The organism is Streptomyces sp. NPDC059455 (assembly GCF_042750115.1).
Classification (GTDB): Bacteria; Actinomycetota; Actinomycetes; order Streptomycetales; family Streptomycetaceae; genus Streptomyces; species Streptomyces endocoffeicus.
In genome coordinates this window covers 1-19,783 of the sequence record NZ_JBHYVB010000031.1, presented here as the reverse complement: position 1 = coordinate 19,783, position 19,783 = coordinate 1, and the positions used below count along the sequence as shown (strand labels likewise).

Annotated in this window: 13 protein-coding genes; 11 read left to right on the top strand and 2 right to left on the bottom strand. The window is 71.3% G+C overall.

Going from position 1 to position 19,783, the window contains the following annotated elements:
* Window positions 1-229 precede the first annotated feature (229 nt).
* Both ACFXB5_RS13810 and ACFXB5_RS13805 read left to right on the top strand, forming a co-directional pair.
* Window positions 230-1,978 (top strand): PucR family transcriptional regulator, encoded by a 1,749-nt coding sequence (locus tag ACFXB5_RS13810; protein WP_385206649.1) that lies wholly within the window; start codon window positions 230-232, stop codon window positions 1,976-1,978.
* 227 nt (window positions 1,979-2,205) lie between these two features.
* Window positions 2,206-3,666, top strand: coding sequence for an aldehyde dehydrogenase family protein (locus ACFXB5_RS13805; RefSeq protein WP_385206647.1), 1,461 nt, complete (start codon window positions 2,206-2,208; stop codon window positions 3,664-3,666).
* 86 nt (window positions 3,667-3,752) lie between these two features.
* Here the strand turns inward: ACFXB5_RS13805 and ACFXB5_RS13800 are convergent, their stop codons facing one another.
* Window positions 3,753-6,734 (bottom strand): glycoside hydrolase family 3 C-terminal domain-containing protein, encoded by a 2,982-nt coding sequence (locus ACFXB5_RS13800; protein ID WP_385206644.1) that lies wholly within the window; start codon window positions 6,732-6,734, stop codon window positions 3,753-3,755.
* A gap of 295 nt (window positions 6,735-7,029) precedes the next feature.
* Between ACFXB5_RS13800 and ACFXB5_RS13795 the strand changes: the two genes are divergently transcribed.
* The 5 genes from ACFXB5_RS13795 to ACFXB5_RS13775 are packed head-to-tail and all read left to right on the top strand — an operon-like array spanning window position 7,030 to window position 13,493.
* Entirely contained in the window at window positions 7,030-8,712 is a 1,683-nt protein-coding gene (locus ACFXB5_RS13795) for an extracellular solute-binding protein (protein ID WP_385206641.1), read from the top strand.
* Window positions 8,712-9,746 carry an ABC transporter permease gene (locus ACFXB5_RS13790; protein WP_385206639.1) on the top strand — a complete coding sequence of 345 codons (1,035 nt, stop codon included), beginning with the start codon at window positions 8,712-8,714 and terminating at the stop codon, window positions 9,744-9,746. Before ACFXB5_RS13795 ends, ACFXB5_RS13790 begins: the two co-directional genes overlap by 1 nt.
* Entirely contained in the window at window positions 9,743-10,696 is a 954-nt protein-coding gene (locus tag ACFXB5_RS13785; RefSeq protein ID WP_385206637.1) for a carbohydrate ABC transporter permease, read from the top strand. The genes ACFXB5_RS13790 and ACFXB5_RS13785 overlap by 4 nt, the downstream gene beginning before the upstream one ends.
* Window positions 10,697-10,740: 44 nt before the next feature.
* Window positions 10,741-12,753, top strand: coding sequence for a beta-galactosidase (locus ACFXB5_RS13780; protein WP_385206634.1), 2,013 nt, complete (start codon window positions 10,741-10,743; stop codon window positions 12,751-12,753).
* Window positions 12,754-12,791: 38 nt separating this feature from the next.
* On the top strand, window positions 12,792-13,493 hold the full coding sequence (locus tag ACFXB5_RS13775) for a hypothetical protein (RefSeq protein WP_385206632.1): 702 nt from the start codon (window positions 12,792-12,794) through the stop codon (window positions 13,491-13,493).
* Between the two features lie 64 nt (window positions 13,494-13,557).
* Here ACFXB5_RS13775 and ACFXB5_RS13770 read toward each other — a convergent pair whose 3' ends face one another.
* Window positions 13,558-14,574: a LacI family DNA-binding transcriptional regulator gene (locus tag ACFXB5_RS13770; RefSeq protein WP_385206629.1), complete on the bottom strand. Its 1,017-nt coding sequence runs from the start codon at window positions 14,572-14,574 to the stop codon at window positions 13,558-13,560.
* Between the two features lie 299 nt (window positions 14,575-14,873).
* Here ACFXB5_RS13770 and ACFXB5_RS13765 point away from each other — a divergent pair, with 299 nt between their 5' ends.
* The 4 genes from ACFXB5_RS13765 to ACFXB5_RS13750 form a co-directional block, all read left to right on the top strand.
* On the top strand, window positions 14,874-16,808 hold the full coding sequence (locus tag ACFXB5_RS13765) for an acyl-CoA dehydrogenase family protein (protein ID WP_385206626.1): 1,935 nt from the start codon (window positions 14,874-14,876) through the stop codon (window positions 16,806-16,808).
* A gap of 111 nt (window positions 16,809-16,919) precedes the next feature.
* Window positions 16,920-18,182 carry a 1-deoxy-D-xylulose-5-phosphate reductoisomerase gene (gene dxr, locus ACFXB5_RS13760; RefSeq protein WP_385206623.1) on the top strand — a complete coding sequence of 421 codons (1,263 nt, stop codon included), beginning with the start codon at window positions 16,920-16,922 and terminating at the stop codon, window positions 18,180-18,182.
* Window positions 18,179-19,480, top strand: a complete 1,302-nt coding sequence (locus tag ACFXB5_RS13755; RefSeq protein WP_385206621.1) for a M50 family metallopeptidase — start codon at window positions 18,179-18,181, stop codon at window positions 19,478-19,480. Before dxr ends, ACFXB5_RS13755 begins: the two co-directional genes overlap by 4 nt.
* 138 nt (window positions 19,481-19,618) lie before the next feature.
* A partial coding sequence (locus ACFXB5_RS13750; RefSeq protein ID WP_385206762.1) for a flavodoxin-dependent (E)-4-hydroxy-3-methylbut-2-enyl-diphosphate synthase occupies window positions 19,619-19,783 on the top strand: 165 nt, incomplete at its 3' end.

Below are 19,783 nucleotides of genomic sequence, written 5' to 3'. Positions count from 1 at the left end.
GGGGTGGCTCTGCTCGTCTCTGGGGGCGCGCGCCGCGCCGGCGGCGGGGGCGCGGGGGGCCCCCGGGGGGGGGGCGCCCCCCCCCCCGGAACCGCAGCCTCACGGCCATACCCGTGGCGAAATCGGGCCGTCAATTCCGTGATTTCCTCCATTGAGGCAGAATCGGCAGTAGCCGTTCATACGGGGCGGTGAAGTCGTCGCAAGTCGTCGCATTCGCTTCGAAGGTGCCATGCCTCCCACGCTCGCCTCACTCGTCCGCCACCCCGGTCTCAAGCTGTCCGTCCTCGCGGGCGAGGACCGGCTGGAGACGCCCGTGCGCTGGGCGCATGTCAGCGAGCTGGCCGACCCCGTGCCCTATATGGACGGCGGCGAGCTGCTCCTGATCACCGCGATGCAGATCGAGGCCGATGACCCGGAGGAGATGAGCCGCTATGTGCGGCGGCTGGTGGGCGCGGGCGTGGTCGGGCTCGGCTTCGCGCTCGGCGTCAACTACGCCGAGGTGCCGCCCGCGCTCGCCACGGCGGCCAAGGAGGAGGGGCTGCCGCTGCTCGGCGTGGACCGCCGTACCCCCTTCATCGCGATCAGCAAGGCCGTCTCCGCGGCGATAGCCGCCGACCAGTACCGGGCCGTGACGGCCGGGTTCGAGGCGCAGCGCGAGCTGACCCGTGCCGCCATCGGCGCCGAGGGGCCCACCGCGCTGCTCGCCCGGCTCGCCGCCCACGTCGATGGCTGGGCCGCGCTCTACGACGTCTCCGGCGCCGTGGTCGCCGCCGCACCGGACTGGGCCGCCCGCCGCGCCGCCCGGCTCACCGCCGACGTCGAGCGGCTGCGCTCCCGCCCCGGCCCCGCGAGCATCGTGGTCGGCGGGGGCTGCGGGCCGGCCGGGGCCACGGGCGCGGAACCGGCCGAGGACACGGCCGTCGCCGACCGGGTCGAGCTCCAGTCGCTGGGCACGGGGCGCCGTATGCGTGGTGTGCTCGCGGTCGGTACGGGTGCGCCGCTGGGCACCGCCGAGCGCTACGCCGTGCACTCCGCGGTCGCGCTGCTGACCCTGACCACCGAGCGTTCCCGCGCCCTCCAGGAGGCCGAGCAGCGGCTCGGCGCCGCCGTGCTGCGGATGCTGCTCGCGGGTGAGCCCGACCATGCGCGGGCGGTCGCCGGGCAGCTGTACGGCGGGCTGCTCGACGCGCCGTTCCGGATGCTGGTCGCCGAGGTGCCGTCCGGTGCTACGGCCCAGCAGGCCCACGTGGCGTCCTCGGCCGCGGACGATGCCCCCGCGGAACGCCCCACGGAAACCACCACCGCGGCGGGTGAAGCCGAGGCGGCCGACCCCCTCGGCACCCTCATCGACGCCATGGAGGCGGCCGCGGCCCGTATCGGCGAGTCGGTGCTGGTCGTGCCCGACGGCGAGCGGCTCATCGTGCTGGCCCCCGACGGCGGGGCGGCGGTCGCGGCGTGCGCCGAGCACGCCCGGGCCGTCGAGGCCCGCCGGGGTACGAAGGCCCGCCCCCGCGACCGCGCCGCGGCCGCCGCGCCCCGCGGCGACGAGCTCGTCATCGGGCTGTCCGCCCCCGCGGGCCCCATCGCCGCCGCGGCCGCCTACCGCCAGGCGGAGCAGGCGCTGTCGGTGGCGCGCCGCCGTGGCCGGATGCTGGTCGAGCACGAGCAGGTCGCGGCGGGTTCCGTACTGCCCCTGCTCGCCGACGACGCCGTCCGGGCGTTCGCCGACGGCATGCTGCGTGCCCTGCACGAGCACGACGCCACCGGCCGGGGCGACCTGGTCGCCTCGCTGCGCGCCTGGCTCTCCCGGCACGGCCAGTGGGACGCGGCCGCCGCCGACCTCGGTGTCCACCGGCACACCCTGCGCTACCGGATGCGCCGCGTCGAGGAGATCCTGGGCCGTTCCCTGGACGATCCGGACGCCCGTATGGAGCTGTGGCTGGCCCTCAAGGCCACGGCCCCCGGCACCTCGGCCTGAAGCGCCCGCCGCCGCCCCGGGCCGCCGCCCCGAGCCGCCGTTTCCCGATCGCGGTCACCGCTTCCCGTCCACCGACCACAACCCCCTCCTCCCGATCCCTCCCCATTCCGGCACGCCATTGCGTAGCGCCCGCGCGCCCGACTGCTACGCCTCGGACAAACGCCGAGCAGCCGGGGCGCGCCTACGGTGGGAGGAGAGACACCACTTCAGAAGGGTCGGGATCCGCTGTGCCAGACACACACGAAGCTGTCACCCACGCGTTCTGGCTCGCCGGCCGTAAGGCGACGGGCGAGAGCACGCTCGAGGTCACCTCGCCCTGGGACGGCCGCCGCGTCGGCGTGGTGAGCGTTCCCACCGATGCGCAGATCGAGGAGGCCGTCGCCGCGGCCGACGCGGTGCGCGAGGAGTTCGCCGCGACCCCCGCGCACGTCCGGGCCGCCGCGCTGGACCATGTGTCGCGCCGTCTCGCCGAGCGCGGCGAGGAGATCGCCCGGCTGATCTCGGACGAGAACGGCAAGCCGATCAAGTGGGCGCGCGGCGAGGTGGGCCGCGCCGTGTCCGTCTTCCGGCTCGCGTCCGAGGAGGCCCGCCGGTTCAACAGCGGGGACGCCCAGCGGCTGGACACCGACGCCGGTGGCACCGGGCGGCTCGCGCTGACCCGCCGCTTCCCGCGCGGCACGGTCCTCGGCATCGCGCCGTTCAACTTCCCGCTGAACCTCAGCGCCCACAAGGTCGCCCCGGCGATCGCCGTCGGCACGCCGATCATCCTCAAGCCGGCGCCCGCGACCCCGCTGTCCGCGCTGATCCTCGGCGAGCTGCTGGCCGAGACCGAGCTCCCGGCGGGCTCCTGGAGCGTCCTTACGGTGCCCAACGACCGGATGCCCGCGCTGGTCCAGGACGAGCGGCTGCCGGTCATCTCCTTCACCGGTTCGGAGAAGGTCGGCTACGCGATCAAGGAGTCGGTGCCGCTCAAGCACTGCACCCTGGAGCTCGGTGGCAACGGTGCCGCGGTCGTCCTGTCGGACTACGCCGCCGACGCCGACCTCGACTGGGCGGCCACCCGCATCGGCACCTTCTCCAACTACCAGGGCGGACAGTCCTGCATCTCCGTGCAGCGGGTGATCGCGGACGCGTCCGTCTACGAGGAGCTCGTGCCGAAGATCGTCGCGGCCGTCGAGGCGCAGGCCACCGGCGACCCGACCGAGGACGCCACCGATGTCGGCCCGCTGATCAGCGAGGACGCAGCCAAGCGCGTCGAGTCCTGGGTCGACGAGGCCGTCCGGGCCGGTGCGAAGCTGCTCACCGGCGGCAAGCGCGAGGGCTCGAGCTACGCCCCGACCGTGCTCGCGGACGTCCCCGCGGATGTCACCCTCTCCTGCGAGGAGATCTTCGGACCGGTGCTCACCCTGCACAGGGTGGCGGACGAGGACGAGGCGTTCGCGGCCGTCAACGACTCCAAGTACGGCCTGCAGGCGGGCGTCTTCACCCGCGAGGTGCGGACCGCCTTCCGCGCCCACCGCGCGCTGGAGGTCGGCGGCGTGATCATCGGTGATGTGCCCTCGTACCGCGCCGACCAGATGCCCTACGGCGGCGCCAAGAGGTCCGGCGTCGGCCGCGAGGGCGTGCGGTACGCGATGGAGGACTACACCTACGAGCGGGTCATGGTCCTCACCGGCCTCGACCTCTGATCCACCCACCGCCGGGCCCCGCCGCGCGGTGGGGCCCGGCGTATGCGGAACGCATGGGGTTGACCCGTCCCGGCCACTCCGGACCCTCAACCGGAGAAGCCGAGACGGGCCAGTCTCAGGCCGCCGCCGCGCAGCGTGATGTGCAGGTCCTGGACGCCGGCCGGCGGCGTGGGCAGGGCGGCGCGGACCGTGGTGTAGGCATAGCGGCCGCCGGTGGGCGGGACGGCGGCGTTGACCAGGGTGGTGCCGTCGGCGAGGTGCGCCTCGACCGTCCCGCCAACCGTCGCGCCGTCCCCCGCAACCGTCGTGCCGTCCTCCGTAACCGTCGCGTCAACCGTCACGCCGCCCCCCGCCTCGGCGGAGTCGTACGCGGCCTCGACCGTCATCGACATCGCCCCCGCGCCGAAGTCGCAGCCGCGGAAGAGTAGTCGGCCGACCGCGCCGTCACGGCAGGCCACCGCGTCCCCGCGGACCTTGGCGCGGTCCACCAGCACGATCCCGTCGGCCGCGTCGTAGTCCGCGGCCTCCAGACCGCGCCGCAGCACCGGGCGCGGTGCGGGCGGCGGGCCCTCGACGGTCACGGTGGCGGTGGCTCGGAGGTCCGCGCTGGACGCGCCCGCGTGGATCTCGTACGTCCCCGGGTCGACGTTCCAGCGGCCGTGTGCCACGTCCCAGAAGCCCAACGCGTCCTCGACCGGCACGGTGAAGAACAGCCGCACCCGCTCGCCCCGGCGCAGCCACACCCTGCGGTGGCCGATGAGCCGCCGGTGCGGCAGCGGGAGCCGTGACCCCGGCGCGCTCGCGTAGATCTGCACGACCTCCTCGCCGTCGCACGGACCGGAGTTGGTGACCTCGCACTCCACGGTCAGCCCCGCCTCCCGCCGCACGGACAGCTCGCCGTAGGCGAAGGCGGTGTACGACAGGCCGTGCCCGAAGGGGAAGAGCGGAGCGCCGTCGAAGTACAGATAGGTGGCGCGCGAGGCGATGATGTCGTAGTCGAGCGGATCGGGCAGCTCGTGGTCGGAGGCGTACCAGGTCTGCGGCAGCCGCCCCGCCGGTGAGACGTCCCCGAACAGCACCCGGGCCAGCGCCGTGCCCGCCGCCTGGCCGCCGTGGGCCGTCCACAGCAGCGCGGGCAGCGCGTCGGCCGCCTCCGCGACCGCGTACGGATAGCTCGAGGCCAGTACCAGCGCGGTCCGCGGATTGGCGGCGTGGGCCGCGCGCCACAGCCGCTGCTGCCGGTCGGGCAGGGCGAGGGTGGTGCGGTCCTCGGTCTCCCGGCCGCCGATGTGCGGGTCGTTGCCCGCCACGACCACCACGGCGTCCGCCCGCGCGGCGGCGCGGGCCACCGCGTCCTCGCCGCGCTCGACGACCTCCAGCCGGAAGACGGTCCCGGTCCCCTTCTCGCCGCCGCCGCGTTCGGCAACCTTCAGCCCGCCCGCGGCGACACACACGTAGCCACCCGTCCCCAGGTGCCTGAGGAGGTGTCCGTCGGGGTGCGCTTCGAGTGTGAACGTCTCCTGGACCACCCAGCCCCCGGGCTGCTCCGCCGCCGCGCGGACGAAGCCGTCCTCGGCCACGGTCAGACAGCGGCCGGAGGGCGCGCGCAGGGTGAGCACACCGCCGCCCCAGTCGGCCAGGGACAGATCGGTGGGGGTGTCGCCGACGGTCAGCGGCGGCAGATCGGTACGGCCCGCCGTATGCGCGGGGTTGAGCGAGCCCGCTGCCTCCGCGGGACCCTCGTCCTCCGCCACCGCGTCCGGCACCCGCACCCAACCGGCCGCCGTGCGCAGCCGTACGGTGTCCAGGCCGTCCGCGGACACCACCCGGTCCGCGCCGAGCCGCTCGGCCAGCGCCTCGCGCGGCGAACTGCGGCGGATCAGGCTGCCGCTGTACCAGTCCAGCTTGCACTCGTCGGCGAGCGGACCGACGACCGCGAGGGTGCGGACGGCGCTCTCGGAGAGCGGCAGCAGACCGTCGTTGGTGAGCAGGACGACGGCCTGTTCGGCGGCCTCCAGGGCGAGCGCGCGATGGGCCGGGGTGTCGAAGGCGCCGTCGGACTCCTCTGGTTGCCCGCCGGGCTCGTCGAACTCGCCCAGCGCACACCGCATCCCCAGCAGCCGCCGCACCGCCGTGTCCACCGTGGACACGTCGATCAGCCCGCGTGCCAGCGCGCCCCGCACCCGCGCGATCGTCTTCGACGCGTCCTGGTCGTGGTCGGTGAAGCTGTCCACTCCGGCTCGCAGGGCCGCGGCGACGGCCTCCTCATGGGTGTCGAAGTAGTGCTCGGAGTCGACCAGATTGGATGGCGCGCCCGCGTCGGAGCAGACCACCAGCTCCTGGTCGGTCCAGGTGCGCAGGTGCTCGCGCAGATACGGGGAGACGTGGTTGGGCCGCCCGTTGACCAGGTTGTACGCGGGCATCACCCCGGCCACCGCGCCCGCCCGCACCGCCCCGCGGAAGGCCGCCAGATCGTATTCGTGGAGCACCCGCGGCCGCACCGAGGAGGAGGTGGTGTCCCGGTCGGTCTCGTTGTTGTGGGCCAGCCAGTGCTTGAGGACCGGCGCGGTGCGCCAACGATCCGGGTGATCGCCGCGCAGCCCACGGGTGTAGGCCGTGGCCAGGGCCGAGGTGAGGTACGGATCCTCGGCGTACCCCTCCTCGTTGCGGCCCCAGCGCGGATCGCGCAGCAGATTCACCGTCGGCGACCACACATTGAGGCCCACCCGCGGATCGTGTGCGCGCATGGCCCGTGCCTCGCGGCCGACCGCCTCGCCGACGCGCCGCACCAGCTCCGGGTTCCAGGTCGCGCCGAGCCCCACGGCCTGGGGGAAGACGGTCGCCGGACCCATCCAGGCGACGCCGTGCAGCGCCTCCTGCCCGGTGCGGAAGGGCGCGAGGCCGAGCCGCTCCACTCCGGGCGCGTACTGGTGGAGCATCGCGATCCGCTCATCCAGTGTGAGCCGGGCCAGCAGGTCCTCGACGCGGGTACGCACCGGCAGCCGTGGATCGCGAAAGGGCGGATCGCGAAAGGGCGGACGCGTGATCAGATCACCGTCATCGCTCACGGATACGGCCCCTCTTCCCCAGCTTGTGCGCCGACGCTCGTGCGCCGACTTCCCCCGCTCCTGACGCGTCGATTCGACGTCGATTCGAAGCGCTTCGATGCTGGGCGCACCATGCCCACCCTGTCAAGGCTCCACGGGAGCGCAACCCATCAGCACCTTGCGCCACCACTCTTGCGCGGCCCCACCCCCCGTCTTAATCTCAGCGCAATATCGAAGCGCTTCGACCAATCTTCGATCAATCTCGGCCAACTCGACCATCGGTCGTATGGCGGGCACGCCACGAAGGGTTGACGCAATGCCGAATTCCCAGGCTTCGGCCTCCACTTCCCCTCCCAGCCGGAGAACCTTCCTGGCCGCCATGGCGGTTGCCGCGGCGGCTGTCGTGGGAGGGGTTCCGCTGCTCACCGGCTGTTCCACCGAGGAGGGCTCCGGCAAGGGCGGCACCACCTCGGGCAAGGAGCTGAAGAACCTGCTGCCGACCTATGTGGCCTCGAAGGTGGCGGACCCGGACATCCCCAGCGTCAACGGCTCCAGCCCCGGCTACACCAAGGCCCCGCCCGCCGCCGAACTGGTCGCCTCGGTGAAGGGCAAGCCCGGCCACGGCGGCGGCTACACGATGTTCGAACCCCTCTGGGGCACCCCGCCGCCCAAGAACAACGCCTATTACAAGGCGGTCAACGACGCGCTCGGCGCCACGGTCAAGCTCCAGCCGCAGGACGGCAACACCTACGGCGAGAAGCTCGGCGCCGTCCTCGCCTCCGGAGACATCGCCGATATCGTGATGATCCCGCTCTGGGAGATGGGCGGGCGGATCCATGGCGCGATCAGCGCCAAATTCGCCGATCTGGGACCGTATCTCTCCGGTGACCAGGTCAAGAAATATCCGAACCTCGCCGCCATTCCCACCGCCGCCTGGCAGATGTCCGTCTTCGGCGGCAAGCTCCGCGGGCTGCCGATGCCCTCCCGTCCGCTGACCGGCGTCATTCCGTACTACCGCGAGGACATCTTCTCCAAGGAGGGCTATCACGTCCCCAAGAGCCCGGCGGAATTCCTCGCCCTGGCCAAGGAGATCACCCGGCCCAAGAGCAAGGTATGGGCCTGCGACGACATGTGGTGGTCGGCGCAGCGGTTCTTCGGCTGCCCGGGCGAGAAGCCGTACTACTGGATCGAGAAGAACGGCAAGCTGGTCCACAAGGTCGAGACCGAGAACTACCTCGAGGCCCTGGAATGGTGCCGCAAGCTCTTCGCCGGGGGCTATGTCCACCCCGACGCGGTCGCGGGCAAGGCCAATGACGCGCTGACCCGCTTCACCTCCGGGCAGACCCTCCTCTACAACGACGGCGACGCCAAGTGGTACGGCGCCACCTTCGAACAGGCCGGTCCCAACCCCGACTTCAAGATTCAGGGAATGGACTGGTTCGGCCCCGACGGCGGTGACCCGGTCATCTATCTCGACCCGCCCGCCCAGATCTGGTCCTTCCTCAACAAGGACCTCTCCAAGGATCAGATCGAGGAAATCCTCGCCCTCGCGAACTTCATCGCCGCGCCCTTCGGCACCAAGGAGCAGCGCCTCATCGACTACGGCGTCGAAGGCGTGCACCACGACATGAAGAAGGGCGTACCGGTCAAGAACGCCACAGGAGTCCGTGACGTCCAGGACACCTACCGCTTCATCGTCTCCCCGCAGGCGAGCGTCGCCTATCCGGACTTCCCGCAGATGGTCGAGGACTACTGCGGCTGGATGCGGCGGATGTGCAAGTTCGCCAGGAAACCGCTCTTCTACGGAATGCAGATCCAGGAGCCCAATCGGTACGCCTCGCTCTACACGCCGTTCGAGGACCTCGCCAAGGACGTCACCCGCGGCCGTAAGTCGATCAAGGACGCACAGCGGGCCATCAGCGACTGGCGCAGCGGCGGCGGCGACCGGCTCCGCGACTGGTATGCCAAGCTCCTCGACGAGAACGGCGGCGGCGCCTGATGGCCAAGCGGGCCCGTGGCGCCCTGGCCGACCGTGGCGCCCTGGCGGATCGTGGTACCCCGGCGGGCCGCGCCGCCCCCGCGGACCGAAGCGGCGCGCCGGGCCCCGGCACCCCGACCGCCCGCACCGGATGGTGGCACCGGCTGCGCCGCGACCGCACCCTGCTGCTGATGGTCGCCCCCGCCGTCGGTCTGCTCCTGCTCTTCACCTACGTCCCGCTGCTCTGGACCACGGTCGCCTTCAAGGACTACGACCCGTTCACCCAGGGGCTGTGGACCAGCCCCTGGGTGGGCCTCGACAACTTCACCCTCCTCTTCGAGGACAGCCGCTTCTGGGACGCCTTCGCCAACACCCTCTCCATCACCTTCATCCAGCTGGTGCTGTTCTTCCCGGTGCCCATCGCGCTGGCGCTGCTGCTCAACAGCGTGCTCAGCGACAAGGTCCGCGGCCTGGTGCAGTCGATCCTGTACCTGCCGCACTTCTTCTCCTGGGTGCTGGTGATCACGATCTTCCAGCAGATGCTCGGCGGTGCCGGACTGCTCGCCCAGCAGCTGCGCGCCCATGGCCACGAGGGCTTCGACCTGATGACCGACCCGGGCGTCTTCAAGTTCCTGATCACCGCCCAGCTGGTGTGGAAGGACGCGGGCTGGGGCGTGATCGTCTTCCTGGCCGCGCTCTCCGCCGTCAACCAGGACCTCTACGAGGCCGCGGCCGTGGACGGCGCGAACCGCCGACGCCGGATGTGGCACGTCACGCTGCCCGCGCTGCGCCCCGTGGTCGCCCTGCTGCTGGTGCTGCGCGTCGGCGACTCGCTGACCGTCGGCTTCGAGCAGATCCTGCTCCAGCGCGACGCGGTGGGGCCCGGCGCCTCGGAGGTCTTCGACACCTATGTGTGGTGGGTCGGCATCGCCAACACCGACTACGGGATCGCCGCCGCCGGCGGTCTGATCAAGGGCGCCTTCAGCCTGGTGCTGGTGCTGATCGCCAACAAAGTCGCCCATATGCTCGGCGAGCAGGGGGTTTACCGGAAATGACCGTGACCGAGCGGACCGCGGCCGAGGCCGGACCCGCTGCCCCGCCCCCGCGGCGGCGCCGCGACGAGCGGCGCCCGGTGTGGGAGGAGGAGCCCGGCAGGGTCGGCCAGGGGCTCAAGGGGGCCACCCTGGCCGGGGTGTGTCTGGCGATCCTCGGCCCGCTGTGGGTGGTGATCGTCACCAGCCTCTCCGACCAGAGGACCATCACCGACGCCGGGGGACTGGTGATCGTCCCCAAGACGATCACCTTCCGGGCCTACACCGAGCTGCTGAGCGGCGGCACGGTGACCCGGGCCACGCTCGTCAGCCTGGCGCTCACCGCCGTGGGCACCGTGATCAGCACCGTCGTCTCGGTCCTGTGCGCCTACGGCCTGTCCCGCCAGGGGTCCTTCCTGCACCGGCCGATCCTGATGGTGCTGCTGGTCACCATGTTCTTCAACGCCGGTCTCATCCCCACGTATCTGCTGGTCACCGGCGTCGGCCTGGAGGGCAGCTACTGGTCGATGATCCTGCCCGGGGCTGTCTCGGTCTTCAATGTCCTGGTGCTGCGGGCGTTCTTCCAGAACATCGCGCCCGAGCTGATCGACAGCGCCCGGATCGACGGCGCGGGGGACTGGCGGATCCTGTTCCGCATCGTGCTGCCGCTGTCGAAGGCCGTGATCGCGGTGGTCTCGCTCTTCTACGCGGTCGGCTACTGGAGCCAGTGGTTCAACGCCATGCTCTACCTCAACGACCAGGACAAGTGGCCGCTGCAGATGATCCTGCGCCAGCTGGTGATCAAGCAGCAGGCGCCGCAGGGCATGTCCCAGATGATCTCCACCCAGCAGATCCCCGGACTGGCCGTGCAGATGGCCGTCATGGTGCTCGCGCTGATCCCGGTCGCGGTGCTCTACCCCTTCGTCCAGAAGCACTTCACCAAGGGCATGCTCACCGGCGCCGTCAAGGGCTGACGCCGGTCGCCCCCGTACCCAGCCGACCCGAGACGGGAGCCGGTATGCCCGACCTGAACGACGCCACCCGCGGCCGCGTCCTCTACGGCGGCGACTACAACCCCGAGCAGTGGCCGGAGAGCGTCTGGCACGACGACATCCGGTTGATGCGCCGGGCGGGCGTCACCACCGTCACCGTCGGCGTCTTCTCCTGGGCCCGGCTCGAACCCCGCCCCGGCGCACGGGACTTCGACTGGCTGGACCGGGTCCTGGACCTGCTCCACGAGGGCGGGATCGAGGTGTGCCTGGCCACCCCGACCGCCTCCCCGCCGCCCTGGATGGGCTCCCGCCATCCCGAGACCCTGCCGCGCGACGAGAACGGCACGGTCGTCTGGTACGGCTCACGGAACCAGTTCTGCGCCTCGTCCCCCGTCTACCGCGACCACGCCCTGCGCATCACCGAGGACCTGGCGGACCGCTACGGCGGCCATCCGGCCCTGCGGATGTGGCACGTCGGCAACGAGTACGGCACCCACTGCTGGTGCGACGAAACCGCCCGGCACTTCCGCCGCTGGCTGCGCACGCGGTACGGCGACCTGGACGCCCTCAACGAGGCCTGGGGGACGGCCTTCTGGAGCCAGCGCTACGACTCCTGGGAGGAGATCATCCCGCCGCGCCGCGCCCAGTACCTGATCAACCCCGGTCAGGCGCTGGACTTCCGCCGCTTCACCAGCGACGCCCTGCTGGAGTGCTTCACCGCCGAACGCGAGGCACTGGCCGCCCGCACCCCGCACATCCCCGTGACCACCAACTTCATGCCGCTGTTCATCGGCCAGGACGGCTGGGCCTGGGCGGCGGAGGAGGACGTGGTCTCGGTCGACCTCTACCCCGACCCCAAGGACCCGCACGCGGCCGCCTACGGCGCGCTGGTCCAGGATCTGACCCGCTCCCAGGCGGGCGGCCCCTGGGTCCTCATGGAGCAGGCCGCGGGCCCGGTCAACTGGCGCGGCGTCAACCACCCCAAGCCGCACGGGCTGATGCGGCTGTGGTCCCTCCAGGCCGTCGCGCGCGGCGCCGACGCGGTCTGCTTCTTCCAGTGGCGGCAGTCCCGGCAGGGCAGCGAGAAGTTCCACTCCGGGATGGTCCCGCACGCCGGTGAGCACAGCCACACCTTCGCGCGGGTGCGCGAACTCGGCGCCGAGCTGCGCGAACTGGCCCCGGTCGTGGGCACGGACGTCCCCGCGCGGGCCGCGATCCTGCACGACTGGCACTCTTGGTGGGCCACCGTCCAGGACGGCCGCCCCTCCTCCCTGATCTCCTACGAGCAACTGCTGCGCGCCTGGCACCAGGCCCTATGGGAGCGGAACCTCACCACCGACTTCGCCCATCCGCACGCCGACCTCAGCGACTACGCCCTCGTCGCCGTCCCCCAGCTGTATCTGCTGACCGACGAGGCGCTGGACAACCTCGCGGCGTACGTACACGGCGGCGGGACCCTCGTCTGCGGCTTCTTCACCGGAGTCGCCGACGAGGACGACCGGGTGCGCCCCGGCGGGGTGGACCCCCGCCTCCGCGGGCTCCTCGGCATCCGTACGGTCCACGAGTGGTGGCCGCTGGACGAGGGCGAGACGCTCACCGCCGAGGGCGCCTGGCTGGGCGCGTTCCACGGCACCCTCTGGTCCGAGGACCTGGAGCCGTCCACCGCCGAACCGGTCGCCCGGATCAAGGGCGGTGAGCTCGACGGCCGCCCCGCCGTCACCCGTAACGCCTACGGCACCGGCACCGCCTGGTACGTCTCCACCCTCCCCGAACCCGCCGCCCTGCGCGCCCTCCTCGGCCGCGCCGCCGAGGAGGCGGGGCTGGCACCCGCGCTGCCCGGCCTCCCCGAGGGCGTTGAGGCGGTGCGGCGCGGCCCGTATCTCTTCCTGCTCAACCACGGCCGCACCTCGGCGGTCGTCCCCCTACCGTCCGCTCCGTCCGCGCGGACGGATCTGCTCACCGGGCGCGCGCACCACACCAGCGTCCGGCTGGACCGCTTCGCGGTCACGGTCCTGGCTCCGCCCGAATCCCGCACCTGAAGCTCAGCCCGAATCCCTCATCCGAAAGGGAAGGTCCCGTGCAACGAGCCGCTCGAACGCTCCTCCTGACCCCACTGATCGCGTTACTCGCGCTGATCGGCTTCGCCGCCGCTCCCGCCCAGGCCGCCACCTGGTCCTCCTCGGACCAGTGGGGCACCTGGTCCAACGGCGGCTACACCCTCTACAACAACATCTGGGGCTCCGGCGCCGGAGCCCAGACCACCTGGGCCAACTCCTACAGCGACTGGGGAGTGTGGGCCAACCACCCGAACACCGGCGGCATCAAGTCCTACCCCAACGCCAAGAAGGTCGTGGGCAAGAAGATCAGCGCCATCTCCACGCTGACCAGCACCTACAACGTCACCGTGCCGTCCTCGGGCGCGTACAACACCTCGTACGACATCTGGGACTCCAACTACGACTACGAGATCATGCTGTGGGTCAACAAGACCGGCCCCGTCGGCCCGCTCGGCACCGCCCAGGGCAATGTCACCCTCGGCGGCCACACCTGGAGCGTCTACAAGGGCAGCAACGGGGCCAATGAGGTCTTCTCGTTCATCCGCACCTCGAACTCCACCTCCGGCTCCGTGGACATCAAGCCCATCGTGAACTGGATCAAGAACACCAAGGGCTGGTTCGGCGATGTGACCATCGGCGACGTCCAGTTCGGCTATGAGATCACCTCCTCGGCCGGCGGCCTGGACTTCCGCACCAACAGCTTCGGAGTGAGCGCGAGCTGACCCCCGCGTACCGCCGCCGCCCGGCCACCCGGCGGCGGTACGCCACCGGCCCGGCGAGATCGCGTCAGGACGTGCCGGGCGCCGGGCCCGAGCTGGCCCGTACGGTCAGCTCCGGGGCGAGCAGGGTCACCTGCTCCTCGGGGGCGCCGCCCGCCAGCTTCGCCACCGCCAGTTCCACGGCGCGCCGTCCCATCTCCTGCGCGGGGATGGCCACCGAGGTGAGCCGCACCGACGCCTGGGTGGCCACCTGCTCGGGGCATATGGCGACCACCGAGACGTCCTCGGGCACCGCGCGCCCCTGCCGGCGCAACAGGCTGAGCAGCGGATCGATGGCCGCCTCGTTCTGCACCACGAAGCCGGTGGTGCCGGGCCGCTCGTCGAAGATCCGGGAGAGGGTGCCGTCCATGGACTCGTAGCTGCCCTCGCACGGCCGGTGCAGCAGCCGCACCCCCAACCCGGCGGCGCGGCGGCGCAGCCCCTCCAGGGTCCGCTCGGCGAAGCCGGTGTGGCGCTCATAGACGGCCGGGGCCTCGCCCACGACGGCGATCTCCCGGTGGCCGAGGTCCGCCAGATGCTCGGCGCACAGCGCACCGGTGGCGGTGAAGTCCAGATCGACGCAGGTCAGGCCGACGGTGTCGGCGGGCAGCCCGATCAGCACGGTGGGCTGGCGGGCCGCGTGCAGCAGCGGCAGCCGCTCGTCCTCCAGCTCCACATCCATCACGATCATGGCGTCGGCGAGCCCGCTGCCGGTCACCCGGCGCACCGCCGCCGGGCCCTCCTCGCCGGTGAGCAGCAGGACGTCATAGCCGTGGGAGCGGGCGTTGGTGGCGACCGCGATGGCGATCTCCATCATCACCGGCACATATATGTCCGTCCGCAGTGGCACCATGAGCGCCAGGATGTTGGAGCGGCTGCTGGCCAGGGCGCGGGCTCCGGCGTTGGGGTGGTAGCCGAGCTCCTTGATGCTGTGCTCGACGCGCTCGCGCGTGGGAGCGGAGATCGACCGCTTGCCGCTGAGGACGTAGCTCACCGTGCTGGCGGAGACTCCGGCGTGGCGGGCGACCTCGGCGAGGGTGACCATGCGGGGGACTCCATCCGGGGGATCTCAGTGAAGCGCTTCGACGCATGGCCGCGACTTTTTCACCTGGCCATGCGGATTGACCCTAAACCCGCAGCGCAAGGGCTGTCCAGAGGCTGTCGAAGCGCTTCAACGCCACATTCATCTCCCTCGGCACTTCTGCCGGGTCCGCCGCCGCGGCGATCCTTCCCGAACCCCCAGATCCCGGCGTCCTCCCGCTTTGCCGTCCCGTCGGACCGGAGGCACACTGGCAGCGGTACGTGCCGGTAATGTCACGAGATCGTCGCGGCAAGGGAGCACCGATGACCGCATCCTCCGTCAGGCCGGTGTCCGAGCGTGAAGCGCGCCAGGTCGCCGAGGCCGCACGCGAACAGGTATGGCACAAGCCCAGCTTCGCCAAGGAGCTCTTCCTCGGCCGCTTCCGACTCGATCTGATCCATCCCCACCCCGCCTCCGCCCCGGACGACGTCCGCCGAGGTGAGACCTTCCTCGCCAAGCTCCAGGAGTTCTGCGAGACGCGGGTCGACGCCGCCCGTATCGAGCGCGAGGCGCAGATCCCCGACGAGACCATCAAGGGGCTCAAGGAACTCGGCGCGCTCGGCATGAAGATCGACACCAAGTACGGGGGTCTCGGCCTCACCCAGGTCTACTACAACAAGGCCCTCGCCCTGGCCGGCTCCGTCAGCCCGGCGATCGGCGCCCTGCTCTCCGCCCACCAGTCCATCGGCGTACCGCAGCCGCTGAAGCTCTTCGGCACCCAGGAGCAGAAGGACCGCTTCCTGCCCCGCTGCGCCCGCACCGACATCTCGGCCTTCCTGCTCACCGAGCCGGACGTGGGCTCCGACCCGGCCCGCCTCGCCACCACCGCCGTGCCCGACGGCGACGACTACCTGCTGGACGGCGTCAAGCTGTGGACCACCAACGGCGTGGTCGCCGACCTGCTGGTGGTGATGGCTCGGGTGCCGCGCTCCGAGGGCCGCAAGGGCGGCATCACCGCCTTCGTCGTCGAGACCGCCGCCGAGGGCGTCACCGTGGAGAACCGCAACGCCTTCATGGGGCTGCGCGGTCTGGAGAACGGCGTCACCCGCCTCCACCGGGTCCGCGTCCCCGCCGCCAACCGGATCGGCCCCGAGGGCGCCGGCCTCAAGATCGCGCTGACCACGCTCAACACCGGACGGCTGTCGCTGCCCGCGATGTGCACGGGCGCCGGGAAGTGGTGTCTGAAAATCGCCCGCGAATGGTCCGCCGCCCGTGAGCAGTGGGGCAAGCCCATCGCCAAGCACGAGGCCGTCGGCGCCAAGATCTCCTTCATCGCGGCGACCACCTTCGCCCTGGAGGCCGTCATCGACCTCGCCTCCCAGATGGCCGACGAGGACCGCAACGACATCCGCATCGAGGCGGCGCTCGCCAAGCTCTACGGCAGCGAGATGGCCTGGCTGATGGCCGACGAACTGGTCCAGATCCGCGGCGGCCGGGGCTATGAGACCGCGGCCTCGCTGGCCGCCCGCGGGGAGCGGGCCGTCCCCGCCGAGCAGATGCTCCGCGATCTGCGCATCAACCGGATCTTCGAGGGCTCGACCGAGATCATGCATCTCCTCATCGCCCGCGAGGCCGTGGACGCCCATCTGTCGGTGGCGGGCGATCTCATCGACCCCGACAAGTCCCTCCAGGACAAGGGCAAGGCGGCCGCCAAGGCCGGTGGCTTCTACGCCCGCTGGCTGCCCGGCCTGCTCACCGGCCCCGGCCAACTGCCCCGCTCCTACCCGGAGTTCCACCCGGACGGGCACCCGGACCTCTCCCCGCATCTGCGCTACGTGGAGCGCTCGGCGCGCAAGCTGGCCCGCTCCACGTTCTACGCCATGTCGCGCTGGCAGGGCCGGATGGAGACCAAACAGGGCTTCCTCAGCCGGATCGTCGACATCGGCGCGGAGCTGTTCGCGATGAGCGCGGCCTGCGTACGGGCCGAGATGCTGCGCTCCCGCGGCGACCACGGCGTCGCCGCCTACCAGTTGGCCGACGCGTTCTGCCGGCAGGCCAGGATCCGCGCCGAGGAGCTCTTCGGACGGCTGTGGACCAACACCGACGAACTCGACCGCAAGGTGGTCTCCGGGGTGCTCTCCGGCACGTACGAGTGGCTCGAGCACGGCGTGATCGACCCCAGCGGCGACGGCCCCTGGATCGCCGACGCCACCCCCGGCCCCACCGCCAAGCGGAACGTCCACCGGCCCATCCACTGAGGAGCCGCCGAGAAGCCGCCGGAGCACGTGCTGACGGGCCCCCGGGAGCCGCGATCACCGGATCCCGGGGCTTGTCACCGAGCCGTCACCCCTTGCCCCCACAATGGGGGGATGACGGATTCCCTGGCTGACCCGCATCTGCGCGTTCCGGCGGCCACCGCCGCGGCGAGCGTGCGCGACATCGTGATCCTGGGCTCCACAGGTTCGATCGGCACCCAGGCCATCGACGTGGTGCTGCGCAACCCCGACCGCTTCCGCGTGACCGGCCTGTCCGCCGCCGGGGGACGGGCCGGGCTCCTCGCCGAGCAGGCCCACCGGCTGCGGGTGGACAGGGTCGCGGTCGCCCGGCCGGAGGCGGTGGCCGAGGTGCGCCAGGCGCTGAGCGCGCTCTACGGCGCCGGTGAGCCGCTCCCCGAGATCCTGGCGGGGCCCGACGCGGCCACCGAGCTCGCCCGCTCCCAGTGCCACACCGTGCTCAACGGCATCACCGGCTCCATCGGCCTGGCACCCACCCTGGCCGCCCTGGAGGCGGGCCGGGTGCTGGCGCTGGCCAACAAGGAATCGCTCATCGTCGGCGGCCCCCTGGTCAAGGCCGTGGCCAAGCCCGGGCAGATCGTCCCCGTCGACTCCGAGCACTCCGCGCTCTTCCAGGCGCTGCTCGGCGGCGCCCGCGAGGAGGTCCGCAAGCTGGTCGTCACCGCCTCCGGCGGCCCGTTCCGCGGCCGGACGAAGCGGGAGCTGGCCTCGGTCACCCCGGAGCAGGCGCTGGCCCACCCCACCTGGGACATGGGCCCGGTGGTCACGATCAACTCCGCGACCCTCGTCAACAAGGGCCTGGAGGTCATCGAGGCCCACCTGCTCTACGACATTCCCTTCGAGCGGATTGAGGTGGTGGTCCACCCTCAGTCGTATATCCACTCGATGGTTGAATTCACCGATGGCTCGACGCTCGCCCAGGCGAGCCCGCCCGATATGCGGATGCCCATCGCGCTCGGCCTCGGCTGGCCCGAGCGGGTGCCGGACGCCGCGCCCGGCTGCGACTGGACCAAGGCCCACACCTGGGAGTTCTTCCCCCTGGATACCGAGGCGTTCCCCTCCGTCGGCCTCGCCCGCCACGTCGGCGACCTCGGCGGCACCGCCCCGGCCGTCTTCAACGCGGCGAACGAGGAGTGCGTGGACGCCTTCCTTGACGGAAAGCTGCCGTTCAACGGAATCGTCGATACGGTCGCGGAGGTGGTGTCCGAGCACGGCACCCCGGCCGAGGGAACCCGGCTCACCGTCGCGGACGTCCTCGAGGCCGAGACATGGGCCCGCGCCCGCGCAACGGAACTGGCCGCCAGAGCGGCGAAGGCGACCCCGGAGGCTCGCGCATGACGACACTGATGACGGTCCTCGGCATAGTGGTGTTCGCCGTCGGCCTGCTGATCTCCATCGCCTGGCATGAGCTCGGCCACCTCTCCACGGCCAAGCTCTTCGGCATCCGGGTGCCCCAGTACATGGTCGGCTTCGGGCCGACCATCTTCTCCCGGAAGAAGGGCGAGACCGAGTACGGCATCAAGGCGGTTCCGTTCGGCGGCTATATCCGCATGATCGGGATGTTCCCGCCGGGCGACGACGGAAAGATCGCCGCGCGCTCCACCTCACCGTGGCGCGGCATGATCGAGGACGCCCGGTCGGCCGCCTTCGAGGAGCTCCAGCCCGGCGACGACAAGCGCCTGTTCTACACGCGCAAGCCGTGGAAGCGCGTGATCGTCATGTTCGCCGGGCCCTTCATGAACCTGATCCTCGCGGTGGTGATCTTCCTCGGGGTGATGATGAGCTTCGGGGTCAACACCCAGACCACCAATGTGGGCACGGTCTCCCAGTGCGTGGTCGCGGCCTCGGCCTCCACCGACAAATGCCCCAAGGGCGCCAAGGACTCCCCGGCCAAGGCCGCCGGTCTGCAGCCCCGGGACAAGATCGTCGCCTTCAACGGCCACCCCACCCCGGACTGGGGCGCCCTCCAGGAGGACATCCGCGAGACCACCGGCCCCGCCACGATCACCGTCGAACGGGACGGCGTCCGCAAGACCCTGCACGCCAACCTCATAGAGAACCAGGTCGCCAAGTCCGACGGGAACGGCGGCTATGTCGAGGGCGAGTTCGTCACCGCCGGCTTCCTCGGCTTCACCCCGGCCAACGGAGTGGTCCAGCAGTCCTTCGGGCAGTCCGTGGACCGTATGGGCAACATGGTCGAGGACGGCATCGACTCGATGATCGCCCTGCCCTCCAAGGTCCCGGACCTGTGGAACGCGGCCTTCGGGGACGGCGAGCGCAAGGCGGACTCCCCGATGGGCGTCGTGGGCGCGGCCCGGGTCGGCGGCGAGGTCGCCAACCTCGACATCCCGCCCTCCCAGCGGATCGCGACCATGCTCTTCCTGGTCGCCGGGTTCAACCTCTCGCTGTTCCTGTTCAACATGCTGCCGCTGCTGCCGCTGGACGGCGGTCACATCGCGGGCGCGGTGTGGGAGTCCATCCGGCGCCACACCGCCCGGCTGGTCCGGCGGCCTGACCCCGGACCGTTCGATGTGGCGAAGATGATGCCGGTCGCCTATGTGATCGCCGGAGTTTTCATCTGCTTCACGCTGCTCGTCCTGGTGGCGGACGTCGTGAACCCCGTGAAAATCTCCTGATGACGCGAGATGTCCTGAAGTTCACCTTTGGGTGGACTTCAGGAGCGCGGTGTGCTGAGGCCACGGCCGGTGCCGTAATCTCGGAGATCGGAGTCCGCTGATCTCCAGCCACGCACACACCTTGGGGTTACGAACCAGATGACTGCGATTTCGCTAGGAATGCCGTCCGTACCGGCCAAGCTCGCCGAGCGCAGGGTCAGCCGGAAGATCCAGGTCGGATCGGTGGCCGTGGGCGGCGACGCGCCGGTCTCGGTGCAGTCGATGACGACGACGGTGACGGCGGACATCGGTGCGACGTTGCAG

Excerpts from the sequence above, each read along its gene's own strand:
- ACFXB5_RS13770 (WP_385206629.1), bottom strand. The coding sequence starts at position 14,574 with ATGGTCACCCTCGCCGAGGTCGCCCGCCACGCCGGAGTCTCCGCCAGC.
- ACFXB5_RS13765 (WP_385206626.1), top strand. The coding sequence starts at position 14,874 with ATGACCGCATCCTCCGTCAGGCCGGTGTCCGAGCGTGAAGCGCGCCAG.
- ACFXB5_RS13790 (WP_385206639.1), top strand. The coding sequence starts at position 8,712 with ATGGCCAAGCGGGCCCGTGGCGCCCTGGCCGACCGTGGCGCCCTGGCG.
- dxr (WP_385206623.1), top strand. The coding sequence starts at position 16,920 with ATGACGGATTCCCTGGCTGACCCGCATCTGCGCGTTCCGGCGGCCACC.
- ACFXB5_RS13785 (WP_385206637.1), top strand. The coding sequence starts at position 9,743 with ATGACCGTGACCGAGCGGACCGCGGCCGAGGCCGGACCCGCTGCCCCG.
- ACFXB5_RS13810 (WP_385206649.1), top strand. The coding sequence starts at position 230 with ATGCCTCCCACGCTCGCCTCACTCGTCCGCCACCCCGGTCTCAAGCTG.
- ACFXB5_RS13795 (WP_385206641.1), top strand. The coding sequence starts at position 7,030 with ATGCCGAATTCCCAGGCTTCGGCCTCCACTTCCCCTCCCAGCCGGAGA.
- ACFXB5_RS13780 (WP_385206634.1), top strand. The coding sequence starts at position 10,741 with ATGCCCGACCTGAACGACGCCACCCGCGGCCGCGTCCTCTACGGCGGC.
- ACFXB5_RS13755 (WP_385206621.1), top strand. The coding sequence starts at position 18,179 with ATGACGACACTGATGACGGTCCTCGGCATAGTGGTGTTCGCCGTCGGC.